Origin of the sequence: Pseudomonas oryzicola, assembly GCF_014269185.2 — a bacterium.
GTDB lineage: Bacteria > Pseudomonadota > Gammaproteobacteria > Pseudomonadales > Pseudomonadaceae > Aquipseudomonas > Aquipseudomonas oryzicola.
Genome location: NZ_JABWRZ020000001.1, coordinates 290,392 through 306,426 on the forward strand (window position 1 = coordinate 290,392; position 16,035 = coordinate 306,426).

A 16,035-nucleotide genomic window follows, 5' to 3' on the forward strand; every position below is an offset into this window, starting at 1 on the left:
GCGGGCTCGCCCGCGAAGAGGCCGGTGCAGGCTTACTTGTTCACAGACACCTTGCTGAAATCCAACCGCCCGAACGGGCTCACCTGGTACCCCTCGACGTCCCGGCGCAGCAGGGTAGCCGCCGTCGGGTGCGCCAATGGCAGCCACAGCGCCTGTTGCTGGATCAACGTTTGCGCCTGCTGGTACAGCCGGCTGCGCACGCTCTGGTCGTTGGTGGTACGTCCGGCGCTGATCAGTTGGTCCAGGCGGCTGTCGCAGAAGCGTGCGAAGTTGGTCCCCGACTGCACCGCCGCGCAGGAAAACTGCGGGCTGAGGAAGTTGTCCGGGTCGCCGTTGTCGCCTGCCCAGCCCATGAACAGCAAATCATGCTCGCCGGCCTTGGCGCGGCGGATCAGCTCGCCCCATTCGATCACGCGGATTTCTGCCTTGATGCCAACCTTGGCCAGGTCTGCCTGCAGCATCTGCGCGCCCAGGCTGGGGTTTGGGTTGAGCAGGCTGCCCGACGGGCGGGTCCAGATGGTGGTGCTGAAGCCTTCGGCCAGGCCGGCCTTGTTCAGCAGCGCCTTGGCTTTCTTCAGGTCCAGCGCATAGCCGGGCAGGTCCTTGGCGTAGCTCCAGGTGTTGGGCGGGTAGGGCCCATTGGCGGCCACTGCGGAATCCTCGAACACCGCCTTCAGGTAGGCCTGCTTGTCGAAGGCCAGATTGATGGCCTGGCGTACCTCCGGCTTGTCCAGCGGCGGGTGCTGGCTGTTGATGGCGACGAAGGCCGTCATGAAGGCCGGGGTGGTGGCCACCTTGAGGTTGCCATCCTTGCCTGCTTCGGCAATGTCCAGTGGCTTGGGCGACAAGGCCACCTGGCACTCACCGCGCTTGAGCTTCTGCAGGCGCACATTGGCGTCGGTGGTGATGGCGAAGATCAGCGGGTCGACCGCCGGCTTGCCGGCAAAATAGTCCGGGTTGGCGCGGTAGCGCACCATGGCGTCCTTCTGGAAGCGCTGGAACACGAACGGCCCGGTGCCGATCGGCTGACTGTTGAGCTTCTCCGGTGTGCCGGCCTTGAGCAGCTTGTCGGCATATTCGGCGGAATAGATCGAGGCAAAGCCCATGCTCAAGGTGGCCAGGAACGTGGCGTCCGGGTGGTTGAGGGTGAAGCGCACGGTATTGGGCGCCGGCGCCTCGAGCGCCTTGATCAGGCTGCCCAGCTGCAGCGACTGGGCATGCGGGTAACCGCCCGGTGCGGTCTTGTGCCAGGCATGGGCGGGGTAGAGCATGCGCTGGAAGCTGAACAGCACGTCATCGGCATTCAGTCCGCGGCTGGGCTTGAAGTAGGTGGTGGTGTGGAATTTCACATCATCGCGCAGGGTGAAGTCATAAACCAGGCCGTCGGCCGATACCGTCCAGCTGGCCGCCAGGCTCGGCACCACCTTGCCTTGCAGCGCATCGAACTCCACCAGCCGGTTCATCAGCACGTCGGCGGTGGCGTTGGTGGTGGTCAGCGAGTTGTACTGCACCACGTCGAAGCCTTCGGGGCTGGCCTCGCTGCAGACACTCAGCGGGGCAGCCTGGGCGGCGCCAGCGGCAAACAGGGAGGTGAACAATAAGGAAAGGGCGGCGGCACGCATGGTGACTCCTTGGCTGTCAGTGGCCCATCTGCCAGTGCAGTCTGGAAAAGGCCTACCCTAGTGCGCCCGTGGGGAAATGACCACACCCTTTTTTACAAAACCGGCGACGAGCGGTCGACGGCTGGCGGGGCCTGCCGCTATGCTGGCCCGGCGCGCTTGGCCGGCGCCGGAAATGTATCTTCTGTTGTTGTGGCCAAGTCTTTCTGGTATAAAGCAGCGCTCTTTTCTAGGGGCTCGGCCTGTCGCGTCAGCGTATCCGGTCGGTAAGACCTCCAGAATCACGGCGCCCAGGCGCCAAAGACTGAGAGATTAAGCGGCCAACCCATGCCGGGTTGGGCATGTGGTTTTAGAGGGCTGAGTCATGTCGAGAGTCTGTCAAGTTACTGGTAAGGGTCCAGTAACCGGGAACAACATTTCCCACGCAAACAACAAAACCCGTCGTCGTTTCCTGCCGAACCTGCAGCACCACCGTTTCTGGGTTGAATCCGAGAAGCGTTTCGTGCGTCTGCGCGTATCCGCCAAAGGCATGCGCGTCATTGACAAGCGTGGTATCGACGTAGTGCTGGCCGAGCTGCGCGCTCGCGGCGAAAAGTTCTAAGGAGAACGTCATGCGTGAATTGATCCGTCTGGTTTCGAGTGCTGGCACTGGCCACTTCTACACCACCGACAAGAACAAGCGCACCACTCCGGACAAAATCGAGATCAAGAAATACGATCCGGTTGTTCGCAAGCACGTGGTGTACAAGGAAGCCAAGATCAAGTAATTGATCGGCGACCTGAAAAAACCCGCATCCGAAAGGACGCGGGTTTTTTTTTGCCTGCAGCGGGATCAGTTGAAGTCGAAGCCCTGGATCAGCAGGTCGGCACCGGCCTTGATCTGGATGCGCTCGGCGTCGTACTCGTGGGTGCACATTTCGTTGGGGCCGACCACCCGGGTGCGGCCGGTGAGGGCGCAGATGGTGTCCTTCAGCGCTGGCGCATAAGGGGTGCCGACCAGATGGGCGAGGGTTTTCAGTACTTCTCCGTTGGTCATGGTGATCTTCCTGTTGAAGTTGGATGGCCCGAAATGGGCAAGGCCATCCTCACGCATGCCTGCAGGCTGCCTGCGCTACATGGTTACCTCTATAGCGGCTTCTGTTCGAACATCACATAGATCTTGCGGCATGGCTCCAGTACTTCCCAGGTGCCCTTGAAGCCGGCCGGGATGACAAACCGATCACCGGTACGCAGGGTTTTCGCCCCGCCGTCCTGGTCGCGCAGTACCGAAACGCCCTGGACGATCTCGCAGTATTCGTGCTCGGTGTAGTTCACCGTCCACTGGCCCACCTCACCTTCCCACACGCCCGCGGCAAACTGTCCGCATGGGCTGGAGTAATGGTTGTAAACCACCTGGTCGGGCTCGCCCTTGAGGATTTTTTCCGCCGCCGGGCGGTAGCGTTCGGCCTCGGTGATAGCCTGTGCGAAGTCGATGATGCTGTTGATGCTCATGTGCGGCTCCTGTTTTTGTTTAATAAAATGCACATCAGTAGGCTTTTGAGCCTTATGTGTCAAATATATTGATAGTTTACACGGCCTGGTTTAGGGTGTCGGTAGCCAGAGCCTTTGCCGCCCGGCCCAAATTCTGACAACGCCTGTGAATCCTCAGTGCGGCGTTGCACCTAAACAAGAGGAGGAGTTTCGTATGACCACCCTGACTCGTGCGGACTGGGAACAACGTGCCCAGCAACTGAAGATTGAAGGCCGTGCCTTCATCAACGGCGAATACACCGATGCCGCATCCGGTGAAACCTTCGAGTGCCTGAGCCCGGTCGACGGACGCTTCCTGGCCAAGGTTGCCAGCTGCGACCTGGCCGATGCCAACCGTGCTGTGGAAAACGCCCGTGCCACCTTCAACTCTGGCGTGTGGTCGCAACTGGCTCCGGCCAAGCGCAAGGCCAAGCTGATCCGCTTCGCCGACCTGCTGCGCAAGAACGTCGAAGAGCTGGCGCTGCTGGAAACCCTGGACATGGGCAAGCCGATTGGTGACTCGTCCAGCATCGACATTCCGGGCGCTGCCAATGCCATCCACTGGACTGCCGAAGCCATCGACAAGGTCTACGACGAAGTCGCCCCGACCCCGCATGACCAGCTTGGCCTGGTCACCCGCGAACCAGTGGGTGTCGTCGGCGCCATCGTACCGTGGAACTTCCCGCTACTGATGGCCTGCTGGAAGCTTGGCCCGGCCCTGGCCACCGGTAACTCGGTGGTGCTCAAACCATCCGAAAAATCGCCGCTGACTGCCATTCGCATTGCCCAGCTGGCCATAGAAGCCGGTATCCCGGCAGGCGTTCTGAACGTGCTGCCAGGTTATGGCCACACCGTGGGCAAGGCCCTGGCCCTGCATATGGATGTCGATACCCTGGTGTTCACCGGCTCGACCAAGATTGCCAAGCAGCTGATGGTCTATGCCGGCGAATCGAACATGAAGCGCATCTGGCTGGAAGCTGGTGGCAAGAGCCCGAACATTGTCTTCGCTGACGCCCCGGACCTGCAGGCAGCTGCCGAGGCCGCAGCCAGCGCCATCGCCTTCAACCAGGGTGAGGTGTGCACCGCCGGTTCGCGCCTGCTGGTCGAGCGCTCGATCAAGGACAAGTTCCTGCCTATGGTGGTCGAGGCCCTGAAAGGCTGGAAGCCAGGTAACCCGTTGGACCCACAGACTACCGTCGGTGCCCTGGTCGATACCCAGCAGATGAACACCGTGCTGTCGTATATCGAGGCCGGCCACAAGGATGGCGCCAAGCTGCTGGCTGGCGGCAAGCGCACCTTGGAAGAGACCGGCGGCACCTATGTAGAGCCGACCATCTTCGACGGCGTGACCAACGCCATGAAGATTGCCCAGGAAGAGATCTTCGGCCCGGTACTGTCGGTAATCGCCTTCGATACCGCCGAAGAGGCTGTGGCCATCGCCAACGACACGCCGTATGGCCTGGCGGCTGGTATCTGGACTTCGGATATTTCCAAGGCGCACAAGACGGCCCGTGCCGTCCGCGCTGGCAGTGTCTGGGTCAACCAGTACGATGGCGGCGACATGACTGCGCCGTTCGGTGGCTTCAAGCAGTCGGGTAATGGCCGCGACAAGTCGCTGCACGCGCTGGAGAAGTACACCGAGCTGAAGGCGACCTGGATCAAGCTGTGATCCCGGTGGGCCGCTTTGCGGCCCAGTCGTCGGCAAGCCAGCTCCCGCAGGTACACTGCACAAGCCTTGAGGACTTCGCGGTGTGAGTGGGAGCTGGCCTGCCGGCGATGGGCTGCACAGCAGCCCCAACAGTAGCCGGGTTGGCTCACGCTGCCCGGCTTCGTCGTTTCTGCTGTTCGAGTTTCTGCCTGGGAGGCTGCAATGCGTTGGGGTACCTATTTCGCCGTGCTGGCATCGGTGCTTAGTGTCGGGCTGGCACTCGGCGTGAGCATGCCGCTGGTATCCTTGCGCCTGGAGGCCTGGGGCTACGGCAGTTTCGCCATCGGCGTGATGGCCGCGATGCCGGCGCTGGGCGTGCTGGTCGGTGCCAGCCTGGCCAGCCGCCTGGCCGGCTGGGTTGGCGTCCCTTCAGCCATGCGCCTGTGCCTGTGGGGCGGAGCGTTGTCGATCGGCCTGGTCGCCTTGCTACCCAGCTATCCGCTATGGCTGCTGCTGCGCCTGCTGATCGGCATGTCCCTGACCGTGGTGTTCATACTAGGCGAGAGCTGGATCAACCAGCTGGTGGTCGAGCAGTGGCGTGGCCGCCTGGTGGCGCTGTATGGCAGCAGCTATGCCCTCAGCCAGCTGGCCGGGCCGTTGGTGCTGGGCTTTCTCGGCTCCGATGATGACTTTGGCTTCTGGGCCGCTACCGGCCTGCTGCTGGTGGCGCCGTTGATACTCCTGGGCCGTGGCGGTGCGCCGAGCACAGAAGCCTGCAGCGTCACCTTCGGCGACCTGTTCGCGTTCTGCCGGCGTTTGCCGGTGATCGCCTGGGCCATTGCCCTGTTCGCCTCGTTCGAAGCCATGATTCTGACATTGCTCCCGGTGTACTGCCTGCAGCAAGGCTTCAGTACCGAAACTGCCCTGTTCATGGTCAGCACCGTGGTGGTAGGTGATGCAGTGTTGCAGCTGCCCATTGGCGCGTTGGCTGACCGTATGTCGCGCCGTGCCCTGTTCACCGGTTGCGCGGTGACCTTGCTGGTGTCCAGCCTGATCATTCCGCTATTGCTGCACACGCCGCTGATCTGGCCGTTGTGGGTGTTGTTCGGGGCCAGTGCGGGGGGCTTGTTCACTTTGTCGCTGGTATTGATCGGTGAGCGCTACCGCGATGATGCACTGGTGCGCGCCAACGCTCATGTGGCACAGCTGTGGGGTATAGGCTGCCTGCTCGGGCCATTGCTGGCCGGGGCGGGGAGCCAGTGGATCAGCGGGCATGCGCTGCCATTGCTGATGGCGCTGGGAGCTGCGGGGTTGGTTATGTTGACCCGGCGGCGTGGGGCTTTCGAGCCTGCATCTGTCTGAAGCACCTGCGGCCCATCGCCGGCAAGCCAGCTCCTGCAGCTCTCCGTAGATCTTGAATGCTGTACAGCCCCTTGCCGGCTGATGAGGCCATCAGCTACAACATCTTCTCCAAGCCCACCGCCTTGCTGATCCAGGCATTGAACCGCCGCCATATCCCGCCCGGCTCGGAGGTCAGCATGTGTCGCCGGCCATTGTCCTCGGTGGCCCACACCAGTTTGCCGCCCACCAGCTTCACCTGATAGCTCAGCGCAGGCGCCATACCCTGCTGGGCCAGCTCGCGGGTGTACTCGGCCAGTTCCGGGCTGTCGACCAACACTCCAACCTCGGTGTTCCACAATACTGAACGTGGGTCGAAGTTGAACGAGCCGATGAAGGTTTTGCGTCGGTCGAACACGATCGCCTTGGTATGCAGGCTTGAATCCGAGCTGCCGTGGTAACTCAAACGCCCGGCGCTGGGGTCACCGGGTTGGCGGCGCAGCTCGTAAAGCTGCACACCATGCTCTAGCAAGGCCCGGCGATAGGGGGCATAGCCGCCGTGCACCGCCGGCACGTCGGTGGCCTCCAGCGAGTTGGTCAGCAGCTTCACCGAAGTGCCGGCGTCGGCACGGCTGGTCAGGTACAGCAGGCCCGGCTCGCGCGGCACGAAATACGCCGACATCAGGATAAGTTCGCGATGCACACTGGCCAGGTCCGGCGCGAGTTGTTGGCTCAGCAGCAGTTGCGGGTCTGGTTCGTCGTCAGCCAGCACCTTGCTCGGTGCATCCCACAACGCTTGGGCGTGGGCCCAGATCAGTTCGTTGCGCCACACATCCAGGCGCGGTTGTGACTGGTAGGCCATCAAGCGGTCATACAGGGCTTTGCGTTGGGTCCTGGCTTCGGCCAGCGACACTTCCAGGCGGTGGCGGCTGGCGCTCAGGTCGCTGGCATCCGGGTCGTGCCAGAGAAAGTCGGTAATCGGCCGGCTGAGAGCGCTGTTCCAGTACTGGTCGAAACTGTGCCCCAACTGTTCGGCAATCGGGCCTACCCCCAGCAGGTCGATGTCGGTGAAATTGAGGTTGGGTTCGGCATCGAAATATTCGTCGCCCAGGTTACGCCCACCGACGATGGCCATGCTGTTATCCACCAGGAACAGCTTGTTATGCATGCGCCGGTGCTGACGCGACAGGTTGAACAGGCGGCCCATGGCGCGCGTCACGCCGGTGCTGCGGCCCAGGTGCAATGGGTTGAACACGCGGATGTGAATGTTCGGGTGGGCATCGAGGGTGCCCATGATGACGTCCAGGCCATCGCTGGTGGTGTCGTCGAGCAGGATGCGTATGCGTACGCCACGGTCGGCAGCACGCAGCAGCTCATGCACCAGGGCGCGGGTGCTGAGGCCGTCGTGGACGATGTAGTACTGCAAGTCGATGCTCGTCTGGGCGTTACGGATCAGTTCGGCGCGGGCGCGGAAAGCCTCGTTGCTGTTGGGCAACAGGCGAAAGCCCGAGCGGCCGCTGTAGGCGGCGGCCTGGCGCAGCACCGAGCGGCCAAAGGCCGAGTCGTTGGCGGGTAGTGCCTGGCTGGTTTCTCGGGGCGTGCCGACGCTGGCACAGCCGGCAAGGCCGAACAGTAGCACCAGCAGCAGAGGCAAGGCTCGCTGGAGTCTCAAGGGTGGATCGTCCTGTGCAACGAAGGCTTGAAGGGTTGGACCGTAGCGGGCGGCGCAAAGTTACGCGCCAGCGTTTTCTTCATCCAGTAGACGAAGGGCGGTTTCACCGACCTTGCGCACTGCAGCTTCGATCTGCGGTGTCGGCCGTGCAGCGAAGTTCATGCGCAGGCAGTGGCGGAATTTGCCCGAGGCCGAAAAGATGCTGCCCACGGCAACTTGCACGCCCTGCTCCAGTAAAGCGCGGTTCAGCCGCAACGTATCGAAATGTTCGGGTAATTCCACCCACAGCATGAAGCCGCCCTGGGGCCGGCTGACCCGCGTGCCTGCCGGAAAGTAGCGGGTTACCCAGTCGCTCATCAGGTCGCGGCCGCGCTGGTATTGGCTGCGCATACGCCGCACATGGGGATGGTAGTGCCCGGCGGCGATGAAGTCGGCAATCGCCAGCTGAGGCTGGCTGGCGGTACTGCCGGTGCTGATGTACTTCATGTGCAGCACCCGCTCCAGGTAACGCCCGGGTGCTACCCAGCCTATCCGCAGGCCGGGGGCGAGCGTCTTGGAGAACGAGCTGCACAGCAGTACGCGGCCATCGTCGTCGAAGGACTTGAGGGTGCGCGGACGCGGGTAGGTATAGGCCAGATCACCGTACACATCGTCTTCCAGAATGGCCACGTCGTAGCGCTGGGCCAGGCTCAGCAGGGCCTTCTTGCGCGCCTCCGGCATGATGTAGCCGAGCGGGTTGTTGCAGCTGGGGGTGATCTGGATGAGCTTGATCGGCCATTGCTCCAGGGCCAGCTCCAGGGCCTCCAGGCTGATGCCGGTGACCGGGTCGGTGGGGATTTCCAGGGCTTTCATGCCCAGGCCCTTGAGCGTCTGCATGGCGCCGTGAAAGCTCGGCGAGTCGACTGCGACGATGTCGCCGGGCTCGCACACCGCGCGGATGCTGCACGACAGCGCCTCATGGCAACCAGTGGTCACCACCAGGTCGGCCGGGCTCAGGCGGCAGCCAGAGTCGAGCGTCAGTCGGGCCACCTGTTCGCGCAGAGCCAGGTTGCCGTGAATATTGTCGTAGTACAGGCCAGGCATGTCCTGCCGGCGGCTCAGCTGGGAGAGGCTGCGCAGCAGTGGCTTGAGGGTGGGGCTTTCGATGTCGGGCATGCCGCGGCCGAGCTGGACCACATCCTGGCGTGGAGTGCTGCGTACCAGTTCCAGTACCTGTTCCCACTGCGAAATGTCCACAGGGCGCTGGGCCGGGCGGCTGACGGCGGGGAGGGCGGGCAGTTGGCGGAGGTGGCTGACGAAGTAGCCGGATTTGGGCCGGGGCGAAACCATGCCGTTGTCTTCCAGCATGCGATAGGCCTGTTGCACGGTGCTCAGGCTGACCCCGTGCTCTACGCTCAGGGCGCGCACCGACGGCAGGCGCTGGCCGGGGCGGTAGAGGCCCTGCTCGATACGGGCGCCGAGCAGCTCGGCGAGGTTCAGGTAAAGGGTCACGGCATACTCCTGCGCTACATTGGCATAGCGACCGGTACAGTTGCGTTGAAAATACAGCATTCAGTCAGTTGGCGGTCAACTCTGTATGGGAATAATAAGACTGTATTGGATCTGTATTGCCGGTGCTTGCAGCGCGCATGCTTTCTCCACGCTATCAATCGAACGGAGAACGCAGCGATGGGGGGCATGAGCGATGTGCGCTTGCAACTGTTGGCCAAGGAACTGGAAGCCGGACAGCAGGCCAAGGTGTTCAACGCGCCGCAAGGGTTGGGGCGTTGGGGGCTGATGCTGCATCGCTGGCATACCCGCAGGGCGTTGCTACAGCTGACCGATAACGAGTTGCGCGATATCGGGTTGAGCTGGGAACAGGCGCGTACAGAAGGGCGCAAACCCTTCTGGAAAGACTGACCGGCAGAGGCTGCGCGGCCGCGCCTGCACTTTCAGACCAGCTCTTTGAGGCGATGCCACAGCATCCCCAACGCCAGCAGCGGCGAGCGCAGGTGCTGGCCGCCAGGGAAGGTGATGTGCGGCACCTTGGCGAACAGGTCGAAACGCCCGCTCTCCTGGCCGCTGATCGCCTCGCCCAGCAGGCGTGCGGCCAGGTGGGTGGCGTTAAGCCCATGGCCGGAATAGGCCTGGGCGTAATACACATTCGGCTGGTTGGCCAGGCGGCCGACCTGTGGCAGGCGGTTGGCGCCGATGCCGATCATGCCACCCCACTGATAGTCGATGCGGACATCGGTCAGTTGCGGGAATACTTTTAGCATCTTCGGCCGCATATAGGCGGCGATGTCCTTCGGATCACGACCTGAATAATGGCAGGCGCCACCGAACAGCAGGCGTCGGTCTGCAGACAGGCGATAGTAGTCCAGTGCTACACGCTGGTCGCACACGGCCATGTTCTGCGGCAGCAGCATCCGGGCACGCTCTTCGCCCAGCGGTTCGGTGGCGATGATGTAGCTGCCAGCCGGCAGCACCTTGCCGCCCAGTTCGCGGTTGAGGTTGTTGTGGTAGGCATTGCAGCACAGGACCAAGGTCTTGGCCCGCACCCGGCCCTGCGCGGTGTGTACCTGCACTTCAGAGCCATAGTCGATGCGGGTGACCTCGGACTGCTCGAACAGCTTCACGCCCAGGCGGCTGGCCACGGCCGCTTCCCCCAGGGCCAGGTTGAGCGGGTGCAGGTGCCCCGAGCCCATGTCGACCAGCCCGCCCACATAGCAGTCGGCGCCGACCACGCTGTGGATATCGTCCTTGCCGACCAGGCGCAGTTCAGGGCCGTAGCCCAGGCTGCGCAGTTCTTCGGCGTCTTCGGCGAAGCCCAGCAGCTCGGCAGGTTTGTTGGCCAGATCGCAGTAGCCCCAGGTCAGGTCGCAGGCGATGGCATGCTTTTCGACTCGTTCACGGACGATTTGCACGGCCTCCAGGCCCATCAGCTTCATGCTGCGTACGCCTTCCTCGCCGATCACCGGGACGAACTGCTCCAGGCCATGACCGACACCACGGATCAACTGCCCGCCATTGCGCCCACTGGCGCCCCAGCCGAGCTTGCGGGCTTCCAGCAGAATGACCGAGAAGCCGCGCTCGGCCAGCTCGATGGCGGTGTTCAGGCCCGAATAACCCCCACCGACGATGCACACATCGGCGCTGTGTTCGCCTTGCAGAAAGGAATGGTCGGGGTGTGGCGCGCTGCTGGCGGCGTAGTAGGAGGCGGCATGCTGCGCGCTGTGGATCATTGGGCAGGTCCTGAGGCTGGTGAGCGAGGGGAGGAGGATAAGCCGGGGTAGGGTGGTGGGCAACATGGCAAGGGCTGCGCCACTCCTGCTGCAACCACAATCCTGTGGGAGCGGGTTTACCCGCGAATGAGCCTATAATCCACCGAAATTATTTGCTCTGTACCCGCCATGTCCTGCAACCGCCACAAGATCCACTTTCTACGCGAACTCATCCCCTCATTCGAGTGCGAACCCGGCTGCCACGACTGCTGCGGCCCGGTCACGACGTCGGCAGAAGAAATGGCCCGGCTGCCGCGCAAGTCGCAGGCCGAGCAGGTCGCTGCCCTGGAGCGCCTGGACTGTGTACACCTGGGCCCCAACGGTTGCACCGTGTATGAAGAGCGGCCGATGATCTGCCGGCTGTTCGGCACCACCCCGCGCCTGGCCTGCCCGCGTGGCCGTGGCCCGGAGCAGATGATCGACCCAGCCGCCGAGCAACTGGTCCACCAGTTCATCGCCACCACCCGCCAGGTGCTGGTCTAGCCTCAGTCCGGAATCGGCAGGCAGAGGCTCTCTTTTACCTCTTCCATCACGATATAGCTCTTCGATTCGCGCACGTGCGGCAGCTTCAGCAGGATGTCGCCAAGCAGCTTGCGGTACGAGGCCATTTCCGAAATGCGCGCCTTCACCAGGTAGTCGAAGTCGCCGGACACCAAGTGGCACTCCAGCACGTGTGGCAGTTTCAACACCGCACGGCGGAACTCCTCGAAGGTATCCCCCGATTTGTAGTCCAGGCTGATTTCCACGAACACCAGCAGGCTGCCCTTGAGGTGCTGCGGGTTCAGGCGGGCGTTGTAGCCCATGATGATGCCCTCGCGCTCAAGGCGGCGAACCCGCTCGGTGCAAGGGGTGGTGGACAACCCGACTTTCTCGCCCAGTTCGGTGAAGGAAATACGCCCGTCGTTCTGCAGGATACGCAGGATGTTGCGGTCGATCTTGTCCAGCTCACGCTTGCTTTGGTGCTGGGTTCGCATAGGGGATGCCCCTCCGTGAAAGGCGATATTGCCGAGAATTCTCGCCAATAATAGGCTTTTATATAGTGAATTGCACTGCCTTCAAATTCCTATACTGCGCGCATTCATGCCATCTCAACAAAAGACTGCGGTGCGCCGCGTGCGAGGAATAAAACGATGCGAGTTCTGGTACTTGGTAGCGGTGTAATCGGAACCGCCAGTGCCTACTACCTGGCCCGGCAAGGTTTCGAAGTGACAGTGGTCGATCGCCAACCGGCGGTGGCCATGGAAACCAGTTTTGCCAACGCTGGCCAGATCTCGCCCGGCTATGCCTCGCCCTGGGCTGCGCCTGGTGTGCCGCTGAAAGCCATCAAATGGCTGTTGGAGCGTCATGCCCCATTGGCCATCAAGCTCACCGGTGACGTCGACCAGTACCTGTGGATGGCGCAAATGTTGCGCAACTGCACCGCCAGCCGTTACGCGGTGAACAAGGAGCGCATGGTGCGCCTGTCCGAGTACAGCCGTGACTGCCTCGACGAGCTGCGTGCCGAAACCGGCATCGCCTACGAAAACCGTAGCTTGGGCACTACCCAGCTGTTCCGGACCCAGGCCCAGGTAGACGCCGCAGCCAAGGACATTGCCGTGCTCGAACAGTCCGGCGTGCCTTACGAATTGCTCGACCGTGATGGTATTGCCCGTGTCGAGCCGGCCCTGGCTGGCGTGAAAGACATCCTGGCCGGCGCCCTGCGCCTGCCCAACGACCAGACCGGTGATTGCCAGCTGTTCACTACCAGGCTGGCAGAAATGGCGATCAAGCTCGGCGTGGAGTTCCGCTTCGGCCAGGATATCCAGCGCCTGGACTTCGCTGGCGACCGCATCAATGGCGTGTGGATCGACGGCAAGCTGGAAACCGCCGACCGCTACGTGCTGGCGCTGGGCAGCTACTCGCCGCAGATGCTCAAGCCGCTAGGCATCAAGGCCCCGGTTTACCCGCTGAAGGGCTATTCGCTGACCGTGCCGATCACCAACGCCGATATGGCCCCGACGTCGACCATCCTCGACGAGACCTACAAAGTCGCGATTACCCGTTTCGACAACCGCATCCGGGTGGGCGGCATGGCTGAAATCGCCGGCTTTGACCTGTCGCTGAACCCGCGTCGACGCGAAACGCTGGAGATGATCGTCAACGACCTTTATCCTCGCGGCGGTGACCTGAGCCAGGCCAGCTTCTGGACCGGCTTGCGCCCGGCGACTCCGGACGGTACGCCGATCGTTGGTGCCACGGCGTTCCGCAACCTGTTCCTGAATACTGGCCATGGTACTTTGGGCTGGACCATGGCGTGCGGCTCTGGTCGCCTGCTGGCCGACCTGATTGCGCGCAAGAAGCCACAGATCAGTGCCGAAGGCCTGGACATCTCCCGCTATGGCAACAACCGGGAAGTGGCCAAGCATGGGCACACTGCGCCAGCTCACCAGCAGTAATAGCCTGTACCGGCCTCTGCGCGGTTAAAGCCGCGCCCACAGGGAGCACTTGCCTCCGGACATCGTGCAGCCCTTGTGGGAGCGGCTTTGGCCGCGAAGAACCCGACACTGTTTTAATCTGTGAACCACCATAAGGCAGCCGCCATGCGTCCCGCCCGCGCCCTGATCGACCTCCAGGCCCTGCGCCATAACTACCGTCTGGCCCGTGAACTGACCGGTGCCAAAGCCCTCGCCGTGATCAAGGCCGATGCCTACGGCCATGGCGCCGTGCGCTGTGCCCTCGCCCTGGAGGCCGAAGCCGATGGCTTTGCCGTGGCTTGCATCGAAGAGGCGCTGGAGCTGCGCGCCGCCGGTATCAAGGCGCCGCTGCTGCTGCTCGAGGGCTTTTTCGAGGCCAGCGAACTGGCGCTGATCGCCGAGCACAATCTGTGGTGCGTGGTGCATTCGCTGTGGCAGCTGGAGGCGATTGAGCAGACCCAGTTGCACAAGCCGCTCACCGTCTGGCTCAAGCTCGACAGCGGCATGCACCGTGTCGGCCTGCACCCCAAGGATTACCACGAGGCATACCAGCGCCTGCTGGCCAGTGGCAAGGTCGCGCGCATTGTGCTGATGAGCCACTTCGCTCGCGCCGACGAGCTGGATGCCGACACCACCGCCCAACAGATCGCCGTATTCGAGGCCGCTCGCCAAGGCCTGGCCGCCGAATGCAGCCTGCGCAATTCGCCCGGTGTGCTGGGTTGGCCGCAGGCCCCCAGTGACTGGGTACGCCCGGGCCTGATGCTGTACGGTGCCACGCCGTTCGAGGTGGCCCAGGCCGAGGCCGAGCGCCTGCAGCCAGTGATGACCCTGCAATCGCGGGTGATCAGCGTGCGCGAGCTGCCTGCCGGCGAACCAGTGGGCTATGGTGCCAAGTTCATCAGCCCGCGGCCAACCCGTGTGGGCATAGTCGCCATGGGCTATGCCGATGGCTACCCTCGCCAGGCACCGAATGGCACCCCGGTGCTGGTCGCCGGCAAGCGCACACAGCTGATCGGCCGTGTATCGATGGACATGCTCAACATCGACCTGACCGACATACCGGAAGCTACCGTCGGCAGCCCGGTCGAACTGTGGGGCAAACATGTGCTGGCCAGCGAGGTGGCTGCCCAGGCTGGCACCATTCCCTACCAGATCTTCTGCAATCTGAAGCGGGTACCGCGGGACTACTGCGGCGAATGAAACGCTGAAGCGGACAGGTTGAGGGGCTGTGTGTTGTAAATACTGAACGGCATTGCCATGATATCGTTCACATCCACCCCCTTTTCCACCGTTTCAGGAGGCTCCAGCTTTGGACGTCGGCGAACGACTGCAAGCCATCCGCAAGCTCAAGGGCCTGTCCCAGCGTGAACTCGCCAAGCGTGCCGGGGTGACCAACAGCACCATCTCGATGATCGAGAAGAACAGCGTGAGCCCGTCGATCAGCTCGCTGCGCAAGGTGCTGAGCGGCATTCCCATGTCCATGGTCGAGTTCTTCTCGGTCGAGCTGGAACCTGAAAGCCCCACGCAGATCGTCTACAAGGCCCATGAGCTGATCGATATCTCGGATGGTGCGGTGACCATGAAGCTGGTTGGCAAGTCGCACCCCAACCGCGCCATTGCGTTTCTCACCGAGGTGTACCCACCGGGCGCCGACACCGGTGCCGAAATGCTGACCCACGATGGCGAAGAAACCGGCATCCTGCTGGAGGGCCGCCTGGAGCTGGTGGTCGGCAACGAGATCTTCATTCTCGAGGAAGGCGACAGCTACTACTTCGAAAGCACCCGCCCGCACCGCTTTCGCAACCCGTTCGACCGGCCGGCGCGGTTGATCAGTGCGGCGACACCTTCGAACTTTTGATCCAGCGCAGTGCATTGATTCGGCAATACCCCTTTCCCGTGTAGGGTCGTTTCACGGCCTCCGGGTTCCCGCTATACTTTTCAGCGCTCGCCGATTCGTGGCCGCGAGCGTGATTAGCCACCATGAGGGTGTTCGCGTGAACCAAATCAAGAAGATGCTGGCCGTACCAGCAGCCGTATTCGCCCTCTGGGCAATGAGCGCAACCGCTGCGACCAAGGATGACATCGCCAAGCGCCTGGAGCCGGTCGGCCAGGTGTGTGTGCAGGGCCAGGAATGCAAGGGCATGGAAGTGGCCGCTGCCGCTGGTGGCGGTGGTGCCAAGACGCCGGACCAGATCATCGCCAAGCACTGCAACGCCTGCCATGGCTCCGGGCTGCTCGGCGCGCCGAAGATTGGCGACACCGCAGCCTGGAAAGAGCGTGCCGACCATCAGGGCGGCCTGGATGGCATCCTGGCCAAGGCCATCACCGGTATCAACGCCATGCCACCGAAAGGCACCTGCGCGGATTGCTCGGATGATGAGCTGAAAGGGGCGATCAAGAAGATGTCCGGGCTGTGAGAAACAGCTGAATTGCATGAAGCCCGCCATTGATGGCGGGCTTTGTTTTTGTGGTACCTGTACCGGCCCTTTCGCGGCTAAAGCCGCTCCCACAGGCATCTCGCAGTTCTTGAATC

Annotated in this window: 17 protein-coding genes; 10 read left to right on the top strand and 7 right to left on the bottom strand. The window is 62.7% G+C overall.

Translation table 11 applies throughout. The features are described 5' to 3' along the window. Window positions 1–32: 32 nt before the first annotated feature. Window positions 33–1,622 (bottom strand): ABC transporter substrate-binding protein, encoded by a 1,590-nt coding sequence (locus HU760_RS01400; protein WP_186671867.1) that lies wholly within the window; start codon window positions 1,620–1,622, stop codon window positions 33–35. Window positions 1,623–1,983: 361 nt separating this feature from the next. Here HU760_RS01400 and rpmB point away from each other — a divergent pair, with 361 nt between their 5' ends. Together rpmB and rpmG are read left to right on the top strand one after the other, a co-directional pair. Beyond that, window positions 1,984–2,220 (top strand): 50S ribosomal protein L28, encoded by a 237-nt coding sequence (rpmB, locus tag HU760_RS01405; protein ID WP_003258972.1) that lies wholly within the window; start codon window positions 1,984–1,986, stop codon window positions 2,218–2,220. Window positions 2,221–2,230: 10 nt separating this feature from the next. Next, window positions 2,231–2,386 carry a 50S ribosomal protein L33 gene (gene rpmG / locus HU760_RS01410; protein ID WP_003253507.1) on the top strand — a complete coding sequence of 52 codons (156 nt, stop codon included), beginning with the start codon at window positions 2,231–2,233 and terminating at the stop codon, window positions 2,384–2,386. Between the two features lie 65 nt (window positions 2,387–2,451). Here rpmG and HU760_RS01415 read toward each other — a convergent pair whose 3' ends face one another. After that, window positions 2,452–2,655: a hypothetical protein gene (locus tag HU760_RS01415; RefSeq protein WP_186671869.1), complete on the bottom strand. Its 204-nt coding sequence runs from the start codon at window positions 2,653–2,655 to the stop codon at window positions 2,452–2,454. 89 nt (window positions 2,656–2,744) lie between these two features. Further along, window positions 2,745–3,110 carry a cupin domain-containing protein gene (locus HU760_RS01420; RefSeq protein WP_186671871.1) on the bottom strand — a complete coding sequence of 122 codons (366 nt, stop codon included), beginning with the start codon at window positions 3,108–3,110 and terminating at the stop codon, window positions 2,745–2,747. Window positions 3,111–3,303: 193 nt separating this feature from the next. On the opposite strand from HU760_RS01420, the gene HU760_RS01425 reads away from it, so the two are divergent. Together HU760_RS01425 and HU760_RS01430 are read left to right on the top strand one after the other, a co-directional pair. Beyond that, window positions 3,304–4,797, top strand: a complete 1,494-nt coding sequence (locus tag HU760_RS01425; protein ID WP_186671873.1) for an aldehyde dehydrogenase — start codon at window positions 3,304–3,306, stop codon at window positions 4,795–4,797. 201 nt (window positions 4,798–4,998) lie between these two features. Further along, on the top strand, window positions 4,999–6,138 hold the full coding sequence (locus HU760_RS01430; protein WP_186671875.1) for an MFS transporter: 1,140 nt from the start codon (window positions 4,999–5,001) through the stop codon (window positions 6,136–6,138). Window positions 6,139–6,232: 94 nt separating this feature from the next. Here HU760_RS01430 and HU760_RS01435 read toward each other — a convergent pair whose 3' ends face one another. Next, window positions 6,233–7,786, bottom strand: coding sequence for a phospholipase D family protein (locus tag HU760_RS01435; protein WP_186671877.1), 1,554 nt, complete (start codon window positions 7,784–7,786; stop codon window positions 6,233–6,235). 60 nt (window positions 7,787–7,846) lie between these two features. After that, entirely contained in the window at window positions 7,847–9,277 is a 1,431-nt protein-coding gene (locus tag HU760_RS01440) for an aminotransferase-like domain-containing protein (protein WP_186671879.1), read from the bottom strand. A 177-nt stretch (window positions 9,278–9,454) separates the two neighbouring features. Here HU760_RS01440 and HU760_RS01445 point away from each other — a divergent pair, with 177 nt between their 5' ends. Further along, window positions 9,455–9,685, top strand: coding sequence for a DUF1127 domain-containing protein (locus tag HU760_RS01445; protein ID WP_186671881.1), 231 nt, complete (start codon window positions 9,455–9,457; stop codon window positions 9,683–9,685). A gap of 32 nt (window positions 9,686–9,717) precedes the next feature. On the opposite strand, the gene HU760_RS01450 is transcribed toward HU760_RS01445, so the two are convergent. Then, a complete protein-coding gene (locus HU760_RS01450; RefSeq protein WP_186671883.1) occupies window positions 9,718–11,010 on the bottom strand; it encodes an NAD(P)/FAD-dependent oxidoreductase in 1,293 nt (430 codons plus the stop codon). Window positions 11,011–11,178: 168 nt separating this feature from the next. Between HU760_RS01450 and HU760_RS01455 the strand changes: the two genes are divergently transcribed. Beyond that, a complete protein-coding gene (locus tag HU760_RS01455; protein ID WP_186671885.1) occupies window positions 11,179–11,532 on the top strand; it encodes a YkgJ family cysteine cluster protein in 354 nt (117 codons plus the stop codon). A gap of 2 nt (window positions 11,533–11,534) precedes the next feature. On the opposite strand, the gene dadR is transcribed toward HU760_RS01455, so the two are convergent. Further along, window positions 11,535–12,023 (bottom strand): transcriptional regulator DadR, encoded by a 489-nt coding sequence (gene dadR, locus HU760_RS01460; protein WP_003258963.1) that lies wholly within the window; start codon window positions 12,021–12,023, stop codon window positions 11,535–11,537. Window positions 12,024–12,179: 156 nt separating this feature from the next. Here dadR and dadA point away from each other — a divergent pair, with 156 nt between their 5' ends. The 4 genes from dadA (at window position 12,180) to HU760_RS01480 (ending at window position 15,919) form a co-directional block, all read left to right on the top strand. Beyond that, entirely contained in the window at window positions 12,180–13,484 is a 1,305-nt protein-coding gene (gene dadA, locus HU760_RS01465; protein WP_186671887.1) for a D-amino acid dehydrogenase, read from the top strand. Between the two features lie 144 nt (window positions 13,485–13,628). Continuing rightward, window positions 13,629–14,702 (top strand): alanine racemase, encoded by a 1,074-nt coding sequence (gene alr, locus HU760_RS01470; RefSeq protein WP_186671889.1) that lies wholly within the window; start codon window positions 13,629–13,631, stop codon window positions 14,700–14,702. A 109-nt stretch (window positions 14,703–14,811) separates the two neighbouring features. After that, window positions 14,812–15,360, top strand: coding sequence for a cupin domain-containing protein (locus tag HU760_RS01475; RefSeq protein ID WP_013974777.1), 549 nt, complete (start codon window positions 14,812–14,814; stop codon window positions 15,358–15,360). A 154-nt stretch (window positions 15,361–15,514) separates the two neighbouring features. Then, window positions 15,515–15,919 (top strand): c-type cytochrome, encoded by a 405-nt coding sequence (locus HU760_RS01480; protein WP_186672959.1) that lies wholly within the window; start codon window positions 15,515–15,517, stop codon window positions 15,917–15,919. Window positions 15,920–16,035 lie beyond the last annotated feature (116 nt).